Raw genomic sequence first — 18920 nt, 5'->3', positions numbered from 1 at the left:
TTTTTTATTGTTATTTGCAACCTCAAATAAAATAGAGAGGTGTCCGAGTGGTTGAAGGAGCTAGCCTGGAAAGCTAGTATGTGGGTAACTGCATCGTGGGTTCGAATCCCATCCTCTCTGCAAGAAAAAACCCAATTACTTATAATTTAAGTGATTGGGTTTTTTTATATCTGTAATTTATTCAATTTTAGAATTGTAATTTAAAACTTTAATTATAAAAACAAGAAAAGGATTACTTAAATAATCTTTGAGTGTATTTAGTCGATAATATTTGTAGTTCTAACTGATAAATTGTAATTTAGGTTAACGAATTAGAAATCAGAATGTTCCTAAATTAATTTCCAGAAACTACTTTAAACGCTTGGTTGAAAAAGTTGAGGACACAAGGAATATTTAAGGTATTTAATGCATCGTTAAAAGAAACAGTTTGAAAAGTGTACTAATAAAAAAACAATTAACAGATGAAAATAGACAACAAACAAAGCGAAGTGTTTTTGTTCATAGGTGGATTTTTTGTTACTATTGCGAGTTCATTGATTGGTATTTTAATATTGATGTTTTTTCGCGAAATTTTATTATTTGGCATATAAGTCGTGAAAAATAATAAAAATAGAAACTAATAAACTATATCAATCGGGATTATAGATATATCTACTTTTTGAATTTGAACTAAAACCCCCGCTAAATTTTTTTTAGTGGGGGTTTTTTGTCCTGTTTGTGAATTGAAGTTTGTTTTTGAAAGTAATACGTGTCAGGAACCTTCCAAAAATCCTATATTTGTATAGCTATATAACTGAATCGAAGAATGTATTTAAACTAACTATGAAGCAATCATTAAACAAAAATAACAATATGCGAATTTTTCTTAGTTGTTTTCTTCTTTTATCGGTTTTGAATGTTTTTTCCCAAGAAAATACAGCAACTCAAGATACCGTCATTGTGAAAGTTGATTCCTTGTATCGAGAAGATCAGTTTTATTTTGCAATAACGTACAATACCTTGATGAATAAGCCGTCTGGGTTGTCACAAAGTAAATTTTCTTCGGGTCTTTCGGCAGGTTTTCTGAGAGATATGCCCATTAATAAAAAAAGAACGGTTGCTATTGCTTCCGGTATTGGTTTTTCTTATAATAATTACAATCAGAATCTTGCTATTTCTTCACCCGCAGGAACACCGGTATATACTATTATTGATTCGGATATTCCATATGATAAAAACAAGTTCTCGCTACTTTCTGTTGATGTTCCTCTTGAGTTCAGATGGAGAACATCTACATACGAAAGTCATAAATTTTGGAGGATTTACGGAGGACTAAAATTGAGTTATGTACTCTATGACAGATCTGTTTTTAATAGCGCAGATGGCAAAGTGGTGGTGACAGGAAATAAAGATTTCAATAAAGTTCAATATGGAGCTTACATTTCATCAGGCTATAATACGATTAATTTATATGCCTATTACGGTTTGAATTCGCTGTTTAAATCGGCTAAAGTCAATGACGAATCGGTTAATATGAAATCACTGAATATTGGAATTATATTCTACATTTTATAGCCACAGAACTAACAAAAGCAACTGAGGCACTGCTCCCAGAATAAAACCTATAATCAATTCTTTATTCGTGTGTGCTTTCATTTCTAATCGTGAGGAAGCCACAAAACCATTCAGGAGAATCAGTGTTGCAATAGTAAATGTAATCTGAATCTGAAGGTGTAAGCTCAATCCAGTTATAAATACTGTCAAGGAGCTGATTGCTATCATGTGAAGACTCGCTTTTACATGGAGAAACAAAAGAATAAGCGCCAATATAGTACTCAAAAGCGCACCCAGCAGAAAAAAGTGCAACTCGGGATATCGGTCTATTGTAATGCTTTTTCGCACCAACAGAATAAGTAAAAAGCAGTGAAGGATTAATGGGATTTTGCGTTGGGATACTTCAGCAAGCATAATGGAATCTACGTTTCCTGCGGTACGTAATAATAAAAATACCAAAGCAGGTAAAATTACCGTTACCACCAGAACCTGAAAAAAAATGAATAATTTTTCTTGATTTACAAACTCACCGCCGCTGAATGAAAGGTAAAACAACGTGGCCATTGCCGGTATGAATATCGGATGGAAAACATAGGAAAACAACGGGAGTATTTTTTTCAAAACTGCTGATTTTATCTAAAAACAAATATAAGTAATCTGTCAAAATTACTAAAGCTAATGCTATTGTTTCTTTTTCTTAAATGAACGGAATTGCTTATAATTATAGTATATCTAAGTCATCGTTTTGAAAAGAAGTGTTATTTTTGAGGAAGTTTTATAAATAGACGAACTATTAAAAAAGTAATTTCTATACAAGAAATCTACTTCAATCTCTTTCTAATTCCATGAGCCAGAAAATCCTAAAAAGTATTCAAAATATCCCCGCTGAATTTAGTGGTAACAACACTAATTTGGCAATAGATACTATTGCTATAGACAGTCGTTCGTTGCAAAACGGACCGCAGACTTTGTTTTTTGCATTGGTCGGAGCCAATAATGATGCGCATCGGTACATCAAGGATTTAATTGCAATTGGCGTTCAAAATTTTGTGGTTACCCATATTCCGGAAGAGTGTGAGGGTAAAGCTAATTTCTTTGTTGTCGAAAATACACTAACCGCTTTACAGCAATTTGCAGCAAACTATCGCAGTCTTTTTGATTTCCCTATTATCGGATTGACCGGAAGTAACGGTAAAACGATAGTTAAGGAATGGCTTAATTTTTTATTGAGTCCTGATTATAACATTATTCGAAGTCCAAAAAGTTATAACTCCCAAGTTGGTGTTCCGTTGTCAGTAATTGCAATCAATGAGCAACACAATCTGGGGATTTTTGAAGCTGGAATTTCTACCCATTCTGAGATGGAAAAACTGCAGAAAATAATCAAGCCTACGATTGGGATTCTTACCAATATTGGTTCTGCACACGATGAAGGTTTTATAAATTTAGAAAATAAAGTAAGAGAGAAAATTACCCTTTTTGAAAATTCAGAAGTGGTTATTTACCAAAAGAACGAAATGGTTGATTCCATTATTTTTTCAAAAGCAAAAACATTTACCTGGAGTTTTGACTCACAAGAAGCTGATGTTTTCGTCTACAATGCAACAATAAAAAACGACACCACCACAATTCAATACCGATATAAAGGAGATTCATTTGAATTGGTAATTCCTTTTCAGGATAAGGCATCTGTTGAAAATGCAATCTCGTGTTTGATGGTTTTGTTGTATTTTAAATACGATGAAAAAACCATTCAAAATCGAATGGAACTGTTGTATCCGGTAGAAATGCGTTTGAAAGTCAAGAACGGAATCAACAACTGCAGTATTATTGACGACAGTTACAGCTCTGATTTTCAGTCGTTGAAAATAGCGTTGGATTTTCTCGAAAGTCAAAAGCAATACAAGAAGAAAACGGTGATTCTTTCGGATATTTTTCAAAGTGGTTTGTCTAATGACGAATTGTATGCTAAAGTTTCGCAGTTGATTGTTTCGAATAAAATTGATCGCGTTATCGGGATTGGAGAAACCATTTCGGCATTCGAAAAAAAGTTTGCCAATTGCATCACCTATAAAAATACAGCCGAGTTTATATCAAAATTTGATGATTTGAATTTTGCCAATGAAACTATTTTAATCAAAGGAGCGAGAACGTTTCAATTTGAAGAAATTGTCTCTTTATTAGAAGAAAAAACACACGAAACCGTTCTGGAAATCAACCTGAATGCGATTAGTCATAACCTGAATTTCTTTAAATCAAAATTGAAGCCGAATGTCAAGATTATGGTGATGGTGAAGGCTTTTGGATATGGAAATGGCGGTTTTGAAATTGCTAAATTATTGGAGCATCACAAAGTGGATTATCTGGGTGTGGCTTTCGCAGATGAAGGAATTTCGCTGAAAAGCGCAGGAATTCATTTGCCTATTATGGTTTTAAATCCTGAAACGACCAGTTTTCCTGCCATTATTCAGCATCAATTAGAACCGGAAATTTACAGTTTAAAAGGACTTCATGCGTTCCTAAAAATTGCAGAACAAAAGAATTTAAACCAATTTCCAATACATATCAAACTCGATACCGGAATGCATCGTTTGGGTTTTGAAGACAATACGATTGATGATTTGATTGCAACTTTAAAAGGAAATCAAACCGTTAAAGTAAAAAGTATTTTGTCACACATGGCCACAAGTGATGATTTAGAATACAAGGATTTTGCACATTCACAAATTGATTTATTCGAAAAATTATCGTCTAAATTGATGGCAGAATTACAAATAAAACCGTTGCGACACATCTTGAATACCTCGGGAATCAGTAATTTTCCGAATTCACAATACGATATGGCGCGTTTGGGCATTGGGCTTTATGGTGTTTCAAATGATGCCGAAGAACAAAAGCAGTTGGAGAATGTGGGTACGTTAAAATCGGTGATTTCTCAAATCAGAAGTATTGCTGCCGGCGAAAGTGTTGGTTATGGCAGACGATTCATTGCCGATAAACCCACGAAAATTGCCACTATTCCTATTGGGTATGCCGATGGTATTTCCAGAAGTTGGGGAAATAGTACGGGTTTTGTAACGATTAAAAAATCAAAAGCATCTATTGTTGGCAGTATCTGCATGGACATGCTGATGGTTGATGTTACTGACATAGAATGTGCAGAAGGAGACCAGGTGATTATTTTTGGCGAAAGCCCGACGGTAACGTATATGGCGCAAAAACTAAACACAATTCCCTATGAAATTCTTACCAGTATTTCCCAACGAGTGAAACGGGTTTTTTACAGGGAGTAATTAAATATTGGGCCAAAGGCTGTTAATTGTATTAAAATTTTGATTAAATTCGTTTTTGTAAAGATAAATTTTAACCTAATAATAAATAAATTATGGGATTTTTCAGTGATTTTAAAGCTTCTTTAATGAAAGGAGACGTTCTAAGTTTAGCAACTGCTGTAGTTATTGGTGGTGCATTTGGTAAAATTGTTGGATCTGCCGTGGATGATGTTATTATGCCAATCGTAGGGTTGATAACTGGTGGGATTGATTTTACCCAGAAATTCATCACGCTGGACGGGAACAGTTACGAAACGCTGGCTGCTGCTAAAACTGCCGGTGCCGCTGTGATTACGTATGGTAACTTGGTACAGGCGATTATTAATTTCGTTATTATTGCTTTCTTTATTTTCGTTGTTTTAAGAGCTGCTGAAAAAGCCAGAAAGAAAGAAGAAGTTGCTCCTGCTGCTCCTGCTGGACCAACACAAGAAGAATTATTGACTCAGATTAGAGATTTATTGAAAAAATAATTTCCGCTACATTATATATTCTAATTTATCCTGAATTAATTTCAGGACTAACCGCTTCGTAATCGAGGCGGTTTTTCTTTGGGCTTTTATGAAATAAAATCATACCGCAGATTTGAGATTTACAAAAGAATTTAAAAGCAACAAATTTTACTCAATAACTATTTGTTGTAAATATAACATTTTGTTATTTTTTGTTAACGCCCTTGTTTTGATTTCAATATTACTTACTTTTGTACTTCAAATTTAATATTCAATAATAAAATATAAGATGAGAATAGCAGTTGTAGGCGCTACCGGAATGGTTGGCGAAGTAATGTTGAAAGTTTTGGCAGAAAGAAATTTCCCTGTAACAGAATTAATTCCGGTTGCTTCTGAGCGATCAGTGGGTAAAGAAATTGAATACAAGGGTAAAAAATATAAAGTAGTGGGTATGCAAACGGCAGTAGACATGAAAGCGGATATTGCTTTGTTCTCTGCAGGTGGCGATACGTCATTGGAGTGGGCTCCAAAATTTGCGGCAGCAGGAACAACTGTTATCGATAATTCATCGGCTTGGAGAATGGATCCAACCAAAAAATTAATCGTTCCGGAAATCAATGCAACTGAATTGACTGCAGCAGATAAAATCATTGCGAATCCTAACTGTTCTACCATTCAAATGGTATTGGTTTTGGCTCCTTTGCACAAAAAATACAACATCAAACGTGTAATTGTTTCTACGTACCAATCCATCACTGGAACAGGCGTGAAAGCAGTGCAACAATTGGAAAATGAATACGCAGGTGTTCAAGGTGAGATGGCTTACAAATACCCAATTCACAGAAATGCGATTCCACAATGTGATTCTTTCGAAGAAAATGGATACACTAAAGAAGAGATGAAACTGGTTCGTGAAACCAAAAAAATCTTAAGCGATAATACAATTGCCGTTACAGCTACTGCAGTTCGTGTGCCAATTGTAGGCGGACACAGTGAAGCGGTAAACGTAGAATTCTCGAATGATTTTGACGTAAATGAAGTAAGGAACATTTTGCATCATACAGATGGCGTAGTGGTTCAGGATAATAATGACACCTATACGTACCCAATGCCAATGTATGCACAAGGAAAAGATGACGTTTTTGTAGGTAGAATTCGTCGTGACGAAAGCCAGGAGAATACATTGAATATGTGGATTGTTGCGGACAACTTGAGAAAAGGAGCGGCGACAAACACGATACAAATTGCAGAATATTTGATTGCAGCCAAATTGGTATAAATCAATTTTTATTTTAAAATGAAACCATTTGTTTCGCAAAAATATATTTTGTGAGACAAATGGTTTTCTTTTTTCTTGTTTTTGTTACCTTTGGTTCGAATGAAAAAGAATAAACTCATAGTAAGTCTTTCTCTGGTTGTTACAGTATTGTTCTCAATGCTGTTTCAGTCATTTCATACCTATGAGCATTTGGAAAAACAGCTTTCCCAAAAGCAGTGCCACCATAAATACAATGTTACCGGTACGGAGATAACGCACCAGCACCACAAATTAGACCATTGTTATGTTTGTGAATTCGCTTTTGGCAGTTACATTACTCCAAAAGATTTCTCCTATCAATTGTACTCCAGTATTGAAGAAATCCCTTATTTTTTTACTGCAACGGAAACGGTTATTTCGTTTTCCGGCAGTTTGTATTCCCTTCGAGGTCCTCCCGTAAATAGTTTAAGCTGAATTTATTTCAGCTTCTGTTGAATTCATTTTTAGCTTCTGTTGAATTTATTTCAGCACGAATCATTCTTTTTATTTACTAAATAATTCCGGTCTCGGCTCCCTCTCCTTCGGAGAGGGCTGGGGAGAGGAAGAACTATACAATCATTTTCAATGAAAAAATTTATCATAGCCCTATTCTTGGGTTTTTCGGCGATGCTTCAGGCACAAAATACCCTTTCGGGAACCGTAACCAATTTAAGTAACCAACCCATAAAAGGCGTTTCGGTATATGCGTCAGAATCGCATAAAGGAACCACTACAGATGAAAACGGAAAATACATACTTTCCAATCTGCCAAATAGAAACTTAAAAATCAGCTTTACGTTCGTAGGATTTGCTACCCAAAATAAAACCATAAACAGTCTTCAAAAAGAAAACACGCTTGATGTTATCCTTGAAGAAGCAATTTTCGAAATGGATGAAGTAATCGTTTCTACCGCTTTCAATAAAATACAATCACAAAACGTGATGAAAGTGGAGCACGAAAGCATCAAAAATTTGCAACGAAAAGGAACGGCCACTTTAATCGAAGGATTGGCCACTATTCCCGGAGTTTCTCAGGTTTCTACCGGAACGTCTATCGGGAAACCGGTAATTCGTGGTTTGAGCGGGAATCGTGTTTTGGTGTATTCTCAAGGTGTTCGAATAGAAAATCAACAGTTTGGTGACGAACACGGTTTGGGATTGAACGATTCAGGAATAGAAAGCGTTGAGGTAATTAAAGGACCGGCTTCTTTGTTGTACGGTTCCGATGCTTTGGGTGGTGTTTTGTATTTCAACCCAGAAAAATTTGCCGATGCGAATACTTTTAAAGCTAATTTCAGTCAAAAATACTTCTCGAATACCGCCGGAAGCAGTTCTTCTTTGGGTTTGAAAACATCCACCGATAACTGGAAATTCATGGCTCGTGGAAGTTACAACACCCATTCTGATTATAAAATTGCGGATGGCGACCGAGTGACGAATACCCGTTACAATGAAACCGATTTCAAAACAGGAATTGGCTACAGCAATGCCAAATTCTCAAGTGTATTGCGATACAATTACAATGAATTGGATTTAGGAATTCCGAAAGATGGAATTGCAGACCAAACGACGAGCAAGAAAACCGGATTTCCAAAACAAGGCGTTTTCAATCATTTATTGAGTTTGAATTCTGTTTTCTTTTTCGAAAAATCAAAACTGGATCTTGATTTAGGGTATGTTGCTAATGATCGAAGTGAGTTTGAAGACAGCAATGTGGCTGTTTTACACATGAAACTGAAGACATTCAATTACAATGCAAAATACCATTTGCCAAAAATGGGAAAAATAGAAACCATTGTTGGAGTTCAGGGAATGCACCAAACCAATACAAATTCAGGAGAAGAATATTTAATTCCAGATGCTGTTACGAATGATTTTGGTGTTTTTGGAACGGCTAACTATGAGTGGAATTCCAATGTGTTGCAAGCCGGATTGCGTTTTGACAATAGAAATATTACTACGGATGCGCAAGGAATTGCAGGTGAAGAAGGTTCCTTTGAAGCCATCGATAAATCATATGACAGTTTTAATGCGTCTTTGGGTTACAAAACCAATCTGGCCGATGATTTGACGTTGCGTTTGAACGTGGCTTCTGGATTTAGAGCGCCAAACCTTGCCGAATTAACTTCTAATGGAGTGCATGAAGGAACGAATCGCTATGAAGTAGGAAACAGCGATTTAGAAACCGAGCAAAACGTACAAACAGATTTAAATTTAGAATACAAAACGGATCATTTTGAGTTTTTTGTAAATGGATTTTACAATCACATCAACAATTATATCTACACTTCGCCAACAGGAGAAGTGATTGACGAAAATGCTGTTTTTGATTATATCCAGAATAACGCCAAATTATACGGAGGTGAAGTTGGACTGCATTTTCACCCTCATCCATTAGATTGGTTGCATTTTGAAACCAGTTTTGAAACCGTAACCGGCGAGAAACAAAACGGAGATTACTTGCCGTTAATCCCGGCTAACAATTGGAACAACACCATTAGAACTGAGTTTAAAATCAAAAACTGGTTGGAAGATGGTTTTGCAACATTGAATGTTTCCAGTACGTTCAACCAAAAAAACGTAAGCGGATTTGAGACAGAATCGAATGGGTATAACTTAGTGAATTTAGGTTTTGGCGGAACTGTAAAACTGGGTAAAACCGCTTTTGACGTCAATATCAACGGGAATAATTTATTTGATAAAAGATACATTGCGCATCTTTCCCGTCTAAAAACGGATGGTATTCCAAACATTGGAAGAAACATCGTTTTGGGTGTGAATTTTAATTTGTAATTCATTTGCTTGAGTAAAAAAACAAAAACGCTATTCGAAAGAGTAGCGTTTTTTAGTTTTAAGGACAAAAAGTGTTGATTACTGTTTCAGTGCTTTTTTTCGTATTATTGTATATAGAATAGAATAAGTTTTATAACCCAAAATAATGATGCTACAAAACCAATCTGTAATTCCTGATATTAAAGCCATTATAGCAGCTTCCAAAGACAAAGCTATTAGAGCGGTAGACAATGAAAGAACTTTGATGTATTGGTATATTGGGCAACGTATCTTCGAGGAAGAACAAGACGGAAAGGACCGTGCAGACTATGGAACATACTTAATTAAATTTCTTTCGAAACAATTACGACCAGAATATGGAAGTGGTTTTTCAGTGAGGCAATTAGAGAGATACCGACAGTTTTACCGAATGTTTCCAATTGCGTCCGCACTGCGGACGCAATTGAGTTGGACACAATATAAATTCCTTTTGGCAATTGACAATCAATATAAAAGAGAGTTTTATGTTGCGGAAAGCGTAAAAAATAATTGGACATCAAGACAACTTGAACGTCAAATTAACAGTAGCTTATACGAACGTCTCCTAATGAGTAATGATAAAGAAAGCGTACTTGCTGTAGCAAAAAATGAAAAACTGCCTTCGGATGCTAAAGAGATTATAAAAGACCCTATGTATCTGGAATTTTTGGGACTAAAAAGGGAAGCGGCTTATTATGAAAGAGATTTAGAAAGTGCCATAATTACCCATTTACAAGATTTTTTATTGGAACTGGGGAATGGTTTTTCATTTGTCGCCAGACAAAAAAGAATACACATTGATGGCGATGAATTTTTTACAGACTTAGTTTTTTATAATCGAATATTGCAATGCTTCGTCATTATCGAAATCAAGACAGATAAACTCACACATCAGGATATTGGTCAACTACAGATGTATGTGAATTATTACGATCGAGTAGAAAAACTTCCTCGTGAAAATCCAACTATTGGTATTTTGCTTTGTGCCAATAAAAATGACGGTGTCGTAAAATTCACGCTGCCTGAAAATGAAAAAAATATTGTAGCCAGTCAATATAAATTATACCTGCCTACAGAACAACAATTGCTGGAAGCTGTGAAAATTGAGTTGGAAAATTTTGAGATAGGAAAAGAAAATAATTAGGGATTCACATAACTGTAAGTAAAAAACGCTATTCGAAAGAGTAGCGTTTTTAACTTACATGACTTATATGTTTAATTTTTTTCAACATATAATTATTTGTTGTATTCTTATTGCAACCAAATCCTATTCGTAAGAGTAGCGTATTTTAGTTTTATTTAAGACTTTTCCTCATTTATAACAGTAACTATTTTCCTATTTTTGTAACAACCTAAAACAGAATCTAATGAAAAAAACTTTTTTAATAATGGCTGTATCTTCTGCAATGGCGACTTTTGGCCAAAACCAAAAACCGGTAACCTATCCCACTACGAGTAAAGGGGAAACCGTTGATGTATATTTTGATACCAAACTTCCGGATCCGTACCGCTGGCTCGAAGACGACAAATCTGCGGAAACCGGTGCTTGGGTAAAAGCCCAAAACGAAGTGACATATGGTTATTTAGCCCAAATTCCGTTTCGTGATGCGTTAAAAACGAGAATGGAAAAACTGTGGAATTATGAGAAAATAGGCGCGCCTTTCAAAGAAGGAAATTTCACATACTACTATAAAAATAACGGTTTACAAAACCAATCGGTGTTGTACAGAAAAGATGCCAAAGGAACCGAAACCGTGTTCTTGGATCCCAATACGTTTTCTAAAGACGGAACCACTTCGCTTGGCGGATTGGATTTCTCCAAAGACGGTTCTAAAGTAGCCTATGCCATTTCAGAAGGCGGAAGCGACTGGAGAAAAGTCATTATCATGGATGCCATTACCCAAAAAATAATTGAAGATACCATTGTCGATGTGAAATTCAGCGGTGTGTCTTGGAGAGGAAACGAAGGATTCTACTATTCCAGTTATGACAAACCAAAAGGAAGCGAATTATCGGCAAAAACTGACCAACATAAACTGTATTTCCACAAGTTAGGGACCGCACAAAAAGACGATAAAGTGATTTTTGGCGCCGACCAAAAACGCCGTTATGTAGGCGGAGGCGTGACCGAAGATGACCGTTATTTGGTTATTACAGCTTCTAATTCTACCTACGGAAACGAATTGTACATCAAAGATTTGACAAAACCGAACAGTCCTATTGTGACTATTGTGGATAATTTCAAGAGCGACAACAACATCATTGAAAACGAAGGCGGAAAATTATTCATAGAAACTGATTTGAATGCGCCCAACAAACGCATCGTTACCGTAGATGTCAACAACCCGAAACCGGAAAACTGGAAAGACTTTATTGCAGAGACTGAGAATGTGTTGTCTCCATCTACAGGTGGCGGGTATTTCTTTGCTAATTATATGAAAGATGCTGTTTCGGTGGTGAAACAATACGATTATTCGGGGAAACTGGTGCGTGAAATTAAATTGCCGGGCGTAGGAACTGCCGGTGGTTTTGGCGGGAAGAAAAAAGAGAAAACCTTGTATTATTCCTTCACGAATTACATTACTCCGGGTTCTACTTTTTCATTCGAACCACAAACCGGAACTTCGGCGGTATATCAAAAACCAAAAGTAGATTTCGACAGCGAGCAATACGAGTCCAAACAAGTGTTTTATACGTCCAAAGACGGAACCAAAATCCCAATGATTATTACCCACAAAAAAGGATTGAAACTCGACGGAACAAATCCAACGATGCTGTATGGTTATGGAGGATTTAACGTGAGTTTGACACCAAGTTTCAGCATTGCCAATGCCGTTTGGATGGAAAATGGAGGCGTTTATGCCGTGCCAAATTTACGTGGTGGTGGCGAATACGGGAAAAAATGGCACGATGCGGGAACCAAAATGCAAAAACAAAATGTATTTGATGATTTCATCGCTGCGGCAGAATACCTGATTGCTCAAAAATACACTTCGTCACAATATCTTGCCATTCGCGGTGGGTCAAATGGAGGATTGCTTGTGGGCGCTACCATGACGCAACGTCCGGAGTTGATGAAAGTCGCTTTGCCGGCAGTGGGCGTGATGGACATGTTGCGCTACCATACTTTTACCTCAGGAGCAGGTTGGGCGTATGATTACGGAACGGCACAGGACAGCAAGGAAATGTTCAGCTACATCAAAGGGTATTCTCCGGTGCACAACATAAAAAAAGGGATTCAATATCCGGCAACCATGGTCACTACGGGCGATCACGATGACAGAGTAGTGCCGGCGCACAGTTTTAAATTTGCTGCCGAATTACAGGAGAAACAAACCGGAACAAATCCAACGCTGATCCGTATTGACATCAATGCAGGACATGGCGCCGGAAAATCAGTGGCGGCAACCATTCAGGAAAATGTCGATATTCAGGCCTTTACCTTATTCAACATGGGAGTGGTGTTATTGCCATAGTTTGACTAACAGGATTTATTTTAGGAGCTTTTTCCTGCTGTACACTGTATCTTTTCCTCCGCCGAAAGAGGCGGAAGGAAAAGGATGCCGTTCCCATCAGGGCTAGGACATTCGATTCCTCAGACGATTGTCATTGCGAGGAGTTGCGAGGTACGCGGCAAAGCAATCACATCATAACAGATACCAATAACAAATTCAAAAAACGCTATTCGAAAGAGTAGCGTTTTTTTGTGGAATAAATCGAAAACCCAATTCAATTCGGGAACATTTTTATCTCGTATGGGATTTAATAGTGGTAAAATTTTTTTCATACACACAATAATATCCCGTAGGGATTATAGGTTTCGTCCCTACGGGACTTGTTCTTGGTGGTGGGTTTTTGGTTGCTACCAATATCAAACACCTAACGGCGTTTTTTGGAGTAAAAAAATCAAGTTGAAAACTAAAAATTAATGAGGTCAATTGTAGGCGGGTCAATTGTAGGCGTAAAACTAATTTTATCAAATATGGAGATTAAAGAAAAATTTGGTCAAAAAGTAAAAGAATTAAGAGAGCAAAAAGGCTTCTCTATTGAGCAACTAGCTAATATTTCGAATGTTGACAGGAATTATATTTCAGATATAGAAAAAGGAAAAAGAAATGTTTCAATAATAATAATTGAAAAAATCATACTCGCACTCGATACTGATTTTACAAGCTTCTTTAGTGATAATAGTTTTAAGAAATAATATATATGAAAATAGTTTCATTTTTTGCAGGTGCTGGAGGTCTAGATCTTGGTTTTGAAAAAGCTGGATTTGATGTTGTTTGGGCAAATGAATACGACAAAGAAATTTGGGCAACATATGAAAAAAATCATAAAAACACGATTTTAGATAGAAGAAGTATTGTTGATATTCCTTCAAACGAAGTTCCTGATTGTGATGGAATAATTGGCGGTCCACCTTGTCAAAGTTGGTCGGAAGCTGGTTCAAAACGAGGAATTGCAGATAAAAGAGGTCAGCTTTTTTATGAGTTTATGAGAATTTTGGCAGATAAAAAACCAAAGTTTTTCTTAGCTGAAAATGTATCTGGAATGTTATTGCCAGCACATAAAGATGCTTTGGCAAACATAAAACAGATGTTTACCGATATTGGTTACGATCTGACATTCCAATTGTTGAATGTTTCTGATTATGGTGTTCCGCAAGATAGGAAACGTGTTTTCTTTATCGGTTATAGAAAGGATTTAGAGATAAAATTTACTTTTCCAAGACCAACTACACTTGAAAGCAAAATCACACTTGAAAAAGCTATTGGGGATTTAAAAGATACGGCATTAGCTGCTAAAGTAGGGAACTATACTAACGGAAGTGATTGCAAAGTATTAAACCACGAATACATGATTGGAGGTTTTTCTTCTATGTTTATGTCAAGAAATAGAGTTCGTTCTTGGGATGAAGTTTCTTTTACGATTCAAGCTGGTGGAAGACATGCACCAATTCATCCGCAAGCACCAAAGATGAATTTTATTGAACAAAATATTCGGGAATTTGTAAAAGGAAAGGAACATTTATACCGAAGATTAAGCGTTCGTGAATGTGCAAGAATTCAAACTTTTCCTGATACTTTTTCTTTTGAGTATAATAGTGTTGTAGCTGGTTACAAAATGATTGGGAATGCAGTTCCTGTGAGAATGGGGAAGGTTTTAGCTCAAAAAATATATTCTGATTTGGAAGAATTAAAAGTTGTAAAAAAAGTTACTCCAAAAAGTATTGTAGCTGAGGTGAATGGAAATATTGTGCTTGAAAAAATGAACGAAATAATTAAAAGCATATCTATATAATGGTAAAAATATCAACTCAAACAATCAATGGTAAAGCCTTTGAATACGCTTTGTTAAATGAATTTTTAGAACGTTTAAAAGTTGTAACTTCTGTTACGGTTATCGAAAATGAACCATTTAAAACGGCTCTTAAATGTTTTGTGAGTTTTGATGAAAAAGAACAAAGTCATTATAAATTAGTTGCAAGTTTTGCTGTTAATTTCCTGCTTGATATAGAGCCACGGTTGGCAAATGGAATTAACGAAAATGATATTTTGCAACTCGAAATTGTTGCAGATAAAGCAGGTCAAACAGGAGATGTTCGTGATGTGTTAGCAATTAGGTCATTACAAAAATGGGAGATAGGAATTTCAGCAAAAAATAATCATAGAGCAGTTAAACACTCGCGTTTGTCAAATGATATTGATTTCGGCCAAAAATGGTTAGGATTCCCTTGTTCCGTTGATTATTTTGAAGAAATTAATCCTGTTTTTAGTAATTTGGCAAAATTAAGAACAGCAAGCAAAGCAACACAGAAGTGGGAAACTTTAGGAGATTATCATACATCAGTTTATGTGCCGGTTTTGGATGCTTTTAGGGCTGAATTGTTGAGGTTAGATAAACAAAATCCTGGAATCGTAGCAGAAAGGTTGGTTAAGTATTTAATTGGTAATCAAGATTTTTATAAAGTCATTAAAGGGAAAAATAAAGTTGAAATACAAGCTTATAATTTACACGGCACATTGAATTTGCCTTTTGAAAATATCAAGCCAAAAGCAAAAATTCAAAAGTTAAAATTACCCAATCGATTGATTGAAGTCGTTTATCAGGATAATTCTCAAACAACACTTTTAGTAACTTTAAATGAAGGATGGCAAATTTCTTTTAGGATTCATAATGCAAGTTCTCGAATTGAGCCGTCATTAAAATTCGATATTAATTTAGTTTCAGCTCCACATTCTCTTTTCTCAAATCAATTATTTATTGGTTAATGTTAATTATGTAATCTAGTTTGGACTATGGTCTGTCTGTTTTTGTATTTATTTAAAAAACTTCATTTACTAATGAAATTTAGGCGGTTTAAAAATTTATATAAATGACTTTACTTGAAAAAATCGAATACTTAGAGCAACTTCTCAATCAAACAGAAGAGAATTTTGCAGATACTTTTAAAGCAGACATTATTATGTACTTTGATGATGATTTTTCTGAAGAAAATTCACAATTGCTTTTTTTGGATAATCTAAATTCAAAAAAAGAAATTGAAAATTGGATAGAAAAACTAACTTCTCGGTTTGTAATGAAATTAGATTCTGAATTTGAAACTGAGAATGATTTTATTTATGATTATTTAGAAAATGGTTAATCCAATCCCTACCTTAAATCCACTTTTTTCTCACAATGTTTTATTAATTGGCTCGTTTTTTCGTACTACAATCGGTAAATTTGAAAGACAACATTAAATAAATAAAAACATGACAGTACAGATCAACACAGACAACAATGTAGAAGGAAACGCACGTTTGAAAGCGTATATAGCGGAGGAAATAGGAACAGCTTTGGCGCGTTTTGAAGATAAAGTAACTCGTTTAGAAGTGCATCTTGGTGACGAAAACAGTGATAAATCCGGAGTCAACGACAAACGATGCCTAATCGAAGCCCGACCGGTAAATATGCAACCCGTTGCGGTTACCAATCATGCCGATACTACAGAGAAAGCATTTCACGGTGCCTTGGACAAAATTAAAAAAGTGTTGGACACCGCTTTCGAAAAACAGAAAGCGTATTAAATAGTTGCCTTTTGGCAAACAAAAAAATGACACTGTCTAAACAAGACAGTGTCATTTTTTTGTTAGTTATTCTCTGGAGAAAGAGGTTGTCTTTTATTTGTCAAACAGTAAGGTTGCTAATGCTTCGTCTCTTTTATAGACATCTTGATAGAAATGAATCACGCCGTCCGCATCTACCCAGGCGGTAAAATAACCAATGTACACCGGAATTTTGTTTTTAAGCGTGTACCAATATTCCTCTCCGCTGTTCATCGCGGTTGCTATTTTTTCAGGATTCCATTTTTTATCGTTCTTCATAATCATGGCAGCAAGTTCTTTTGGTTTGGCCACACGGATGCATCCGTGGCTAAAAGCGCGGTCTTCTTGACCGAATAAACTTTTGGATGGCGTATCATGCAAATAAATCGCATTCGAATTGGGGAATAAAAACTTCACTAATCCCAATGAATTTTCAGGGCCGGGTCTTTGCCTTACATAATCATCTTTCCATTCCATGTCATGCTCGGCCAAGTAATTTGGATTCTTTTCAATTGCTGGAAGAATCTCTTTCTTTAAAATACTGGTGGGCACATTCCAATACGGTCTGAACACGATGAACTTCATTGGCGCACTAAAAATGACCGTTTTGTGCATGGCTTTCCCCACAACAACCTTGGAGCGTAATTCCGGTTTTCCGTCTCTAAGAAATAGTAATTCATACGCCGGAATATTGACCACAATCAATTCCTTGGATTTGGTAATATCATTCGAAATCCATCGGCAACGTTCCATGTTGACCATAATGGTTTTGATGCGATCCGCAACGGACACATTCATGTAGTTGATGTGTTCCGGCAGAATCGTTTTGTTGAGGGTATTGCCGCTTCTCTTTTTAAATTTCAAAATTCCTTTCGCTAATTCGGCATCATACACGGCGCTTTTGGAATCCTTGGAAAGATCACCTGTAATCAATAGACGGGTTCTGATTTGTGCAATTGTAGCGGCACTGTCTCCGGGTTTATACCATTTGACCGTTGTGTCAATAGCGATGGTTTTCCATCCGCCCTTTTTTTCTATTTTACGGTATTCCTGCAAGACATCTTTAAGCAGGTAATATTGCTTTAATACACCTTTTTCTTCTTTGTTGATTAACGATGGGTTGATTAACAACGAATCTAAATAATTGACATACGATTGTCTTTTTCGAGGCAAAAACCACCCTAAATCTTTTGATTTTTGAGTATCGATGCCATCATATACTTTATCCGCATAAAAGAAGTATAACGCGGAGCTTAGTAATTCAGTGTCAATAGTTGCTTTTTGATTGTCTTCGGGATTATCATAAATGTCATCTAATTTTTCCTTGTACGGAATCACGGTTTCAATTCCTTCCTGACTCAAATTATTCACTTTGTTGTACAATACACCCGCAAATTCATTGAGTCCATCCTTGTCAAACCAGATGTAATGAAATTGATGTTTGCGGTATAATTGTTCTACATCACCTTGATAACTTTTCAGTTTTGGATATTTTTCAAAGAAAGTGTTAATCTGGGTACTGTCAAAAGCAATTTCAACGGTATTTAAACTCGTTTGCTGCTTAATGGAATTGGTGTTATTTTTCTTTTTACAGGAAACGGTGGTGAGCAATAGTGTAAAAACTATAATTAGTATTGGGGAGCATAATGTTCTCATAGGTCGAATTTTAATGCGTAAAAGAATTCATTTAAGGCATTACAAAAATACGCCAAATCGAGGACTATTATACTAGAGTTGGTCTGGCTGTGTTTTTTGAAGTTAAAATCGTATCTTTACTTTTAGTGTAAAATTCAAATTCAAACAGGTGTTAAGTATCTGTAAATTAGTTGTTTGAATTTTTTATTTTGTTTTTAAATCAAATTTTTTTATCCAATAAATTCCTGAAAATCCAAAAATTATGAAAAAAATAATGCTGTTCTCTTTAAGTATTTTACTATTTTCATCCTTTATCTCAGCAGATCAAGACAATACTAAAGAAAAAGTAAAAATCAATTCGGTACTTGATGCTTGGCATAAAGCCGCTTCGGAGGCAAACTATAATTCCTATTTTAATTTGATGACGGATGACGCTGTTTTCATTGGTACCGATGCGACTGAAAATTGGAATAAAACGGCTTTTCAAGCGTATGCAAAACCGCATTTCGATAAAGGAAGAGCATGGAGTTTTACCGCTTTGGAACGCCATATTTATTTTGATAAAACGGGTAAAACGGCTTGGTTTGACGAATTGTTGAACACTCAAATGAAGATTTGCCGTGGCTCAGGTGTTTTGGTCAAAATAGGCAAGGAGTGGAAAATAAAACACTACGTTTTGTCCATGACGATTCCAAATGAGAATTCCAATGAGGTTATAAAAGTGAAGGCTTCCCTGGAAGATGCGATGATAAAAAAGCTACAGTCCAAACAATAA

The 18920-nt window shown here is 35.8% G+C and carries 16 protein-coding genes and 1 tRNA gene; 15 read left to right on the top strand and 2 right to left on the bottom strand.

Annotated elements, in window-relative coordinates; genetic code table 11:
- The first annotated feature begins 33 nt into the window (after window positions 1-33).
- Both E0I26_RS06170 and E0I26_RS06165 read left to right on the top strand, forming a co-directional pair.
- Window positions 34-120: transfer RNA gene (locus tag E0I26_RS06170), tRNA-Ser, on the top strand.
- Between the two features lie 702 nt (window positions 121-822).
- Window positions 823-1554 (top strand): porin family protein, encoded by a 732-nt coding sequence (locus tag E0I26_RS06165; RefSeq protein WP_131915617.1) that lies wholly within the window; start codon window positions 823-825, stop codon window positions 1552-1554.
- On the opposite strand, the gene E0I26_RS06160 is transcribed toward E0I26_RS06165, so the two are convergent.
- Window positions 1549-2154, bottom strand: coding sequence for a hypothetical protein (locus tag E0I26_RS06160; protein WP_131915616.1), 606 nt, complete (start codon window positions 2152-2154; stop codon window positions 1549-1551). The genes E0I26_RS06165 and E0I26_RS06160 overlap by 6 nt on opposite strands.
- A gap of 224 nt (window positions 2155-2378) precedes the next feature.
- Between E0I26_RS06160 and E0I26_RS06155 the strand changes: the two genes are divergently transcribed.
- From E0I26_RS06155 to E0I26_RS06100, 12 genes are all read left to right on the top strand, one after another.
- Window positions 2379-4826 carry a bifunctional UDP-N-acetylmuramoyl-tripeptide:D-alanyl-D-alanine ligase/alanine racemase gene (locus E0I26_RS06155; RefSeq protein WP_131915615.1) on the top strand — a complete coding sequence of 816 codons (2448 nt, stop codon included), beginning with the start codon at window positions 2379-2381 and terminating at the stop codon, window positions 4824-4826.
- A 92-nt stretch (window positions 4827-4918) separates the two neighbouring features.
- Window positions 4919-5335, top strand: a complete 417-nt coding sequence (mscL, locus tag E0I26_RS06150) for a large conductance mechanosensitive channel protein MscL (RefSeq protein ID WP_131915614.1) — start codon at window positions 4919-4921, stop codon at window positions 5333-5335.
- A 268-nt stretch (window positions 5336-5603) separates the two neighbouring features.
- Complete coding sequence (locus E0I26_RS06145; protein WP_131915613.1) at window positions 5604-6593, top strand: aspartate-semialdehyde dehydrogenase; 990 nt, start codon at window positions 5604-5606, stop codon at window positions 6591-6593.
- Between the two features lie 99 nt (window positions 6594-6692).
- A complete protein-coding gene (locus E0I26_RS06140) occupies window positions 6693-7046 on the top strand; it encodes a hypothetical protein (RefSeq protein ID WP_131915612.1) in 354 nt (117 codons plus the stop codon).
- Window positions 7047-7196: 150 nt separating this feature from the next.
- The gene (locus E0I26_RS06135) at window positions 7197-9404 is read left to right on the top strand and encodes a TonB-dependent receptor (RefSeq protein ID WP_131915611.1); all 2208 of its coding nucleotides are present in this window, start codon (window positions 7197-7199) and stop codon (window positions 9402-9404) included.
- 148 nt (window positions 9405-9552) lie between these two features.
- The gene (locus tag E0I26_RS06130) at window positions 9553-10566 is read left to right on the top strand and encodes a PDDEXK nuclease domain-containing protein (RefSeq protein WP_131915690.1); all 1014 of its coding nucleotides are present in this window, start codon (window positions 9553-9555) and stop codon (window positions 10564-10566) included.
- A gap of 244 nt (window positions 10567-10810) precedes the next feature.
- Window positions 10811-12898 (top strand): prolyl oligopeptidase family serine peptidase, encoded by a 2088-nt coding sequence (locus tag E0I26_RS06125; protein WP_394346098.1) that lies wholly within the window; start codon window positions 10811-10813, stop codon window positions 12896-12898.
- Window positions 12899-13350: 452 nt separating this feature from the next.
- Window positions 13351-13626 (top strand): helix-turn-helix domain-containing protein, encoded by a 276-nt coding sequence (locus E0I26_RS06120; RefSeq protein ID WP_235831721.1) that lies wholly within the window; start codon window positions 13351-13353, stop codon window positions 13624-13626.
- A gap of 5 nt (window positions 13627-13631) precedes the next feature.
- Window positions 13632-14723 (top strand): DNA cytosine methyltransferase, encoded by a 1092-nt coding sequence (locus E0I26_RS06115; RefSeq protein WP_131915609.1) that lies wholly within the window; start codon window positions 13632-13634, stop codon window positions 14721-14723.
- Window positions 14723-15694, top strand: coding sequence for a HaeIII family restriction endonuclease (locus E0I26_RS06110; RefSeq protein ID WP_131915608.1), 972 nt, complete (start codon window positions 14723-14725; stop codon window positions 15692-15694). Before E0I26_RS06115 ends, E0I26_RS06110 begins: the two co-directional genes overlap by 1 nt.
- Before the next feature lie 104 nt (window positions 15695-15798).
- Window positions 15799-16068, top strand: coding sequence for a hypothetical protein (locus E0I26_RS06105; RefSeq protein WP_131915607.1), 270 nt, complete (start codon window positions 15799-15801; stop codon window positions 16066-16068).
- Between the two features lie 109 nt (window positions 16069-16177).
- On the top strand, window positions 16178-16492 hold the full coding sequence (locus E0I26_RS06100) for an HPF/RaiA family ribosome-associated protein (RefSeq protein WP_131915606.1): 315 nt from the start codon (window positions 16178-16180) through the stop codon (window positions 16490-16492).
- Between the two features lie 93 nt (window positions 16493-16585).
- Here E0I26_RS06100 and E0I26_RS06095 read toward each other — a convergent pair whose 3' ends face one another.
- Window positions 16586-18166: a L,D-transpeptidase family protein gene (locus E0I26_RS06095; RefSeq protein ID WP_131915605.1), complete on the bottom strand. Its 1581-nt coding sequence runs from the start codon at window positions 18164-18166 to the stop codon at window positions 16586-16588.
- Window positions 18167-18407: 241 nt separating this feature from the next.
- On the opposite strand from E0I26_RS06095, the gene E0I26_RS06090 reads away from it, so the two are divergent.
- On the top strand, window positions 18408-18920 hold the full coding sequence (locus tag E0I26_RS06090) for a nuclear transport factor 2 family protein (protein WP_131915604.1): 513 nt from the start codon (window positions 18408-18410) through the stop codon (window positions 18918-18920).

Origin of the sequence: Flavobacterium rhamnosiphilum (genome assembly GCF_004349195.1) — a bacterium.
GTDB lineage: Bacteria > Bacteroidota > Bacteroidia > Flavobacteriales > Flavobacteriaceae > Flavobacterium > Flavobacterium rhamnosiphilum.
This window is presented reverse-complemented; position numbering and strand designations above follow the sequence as displayed.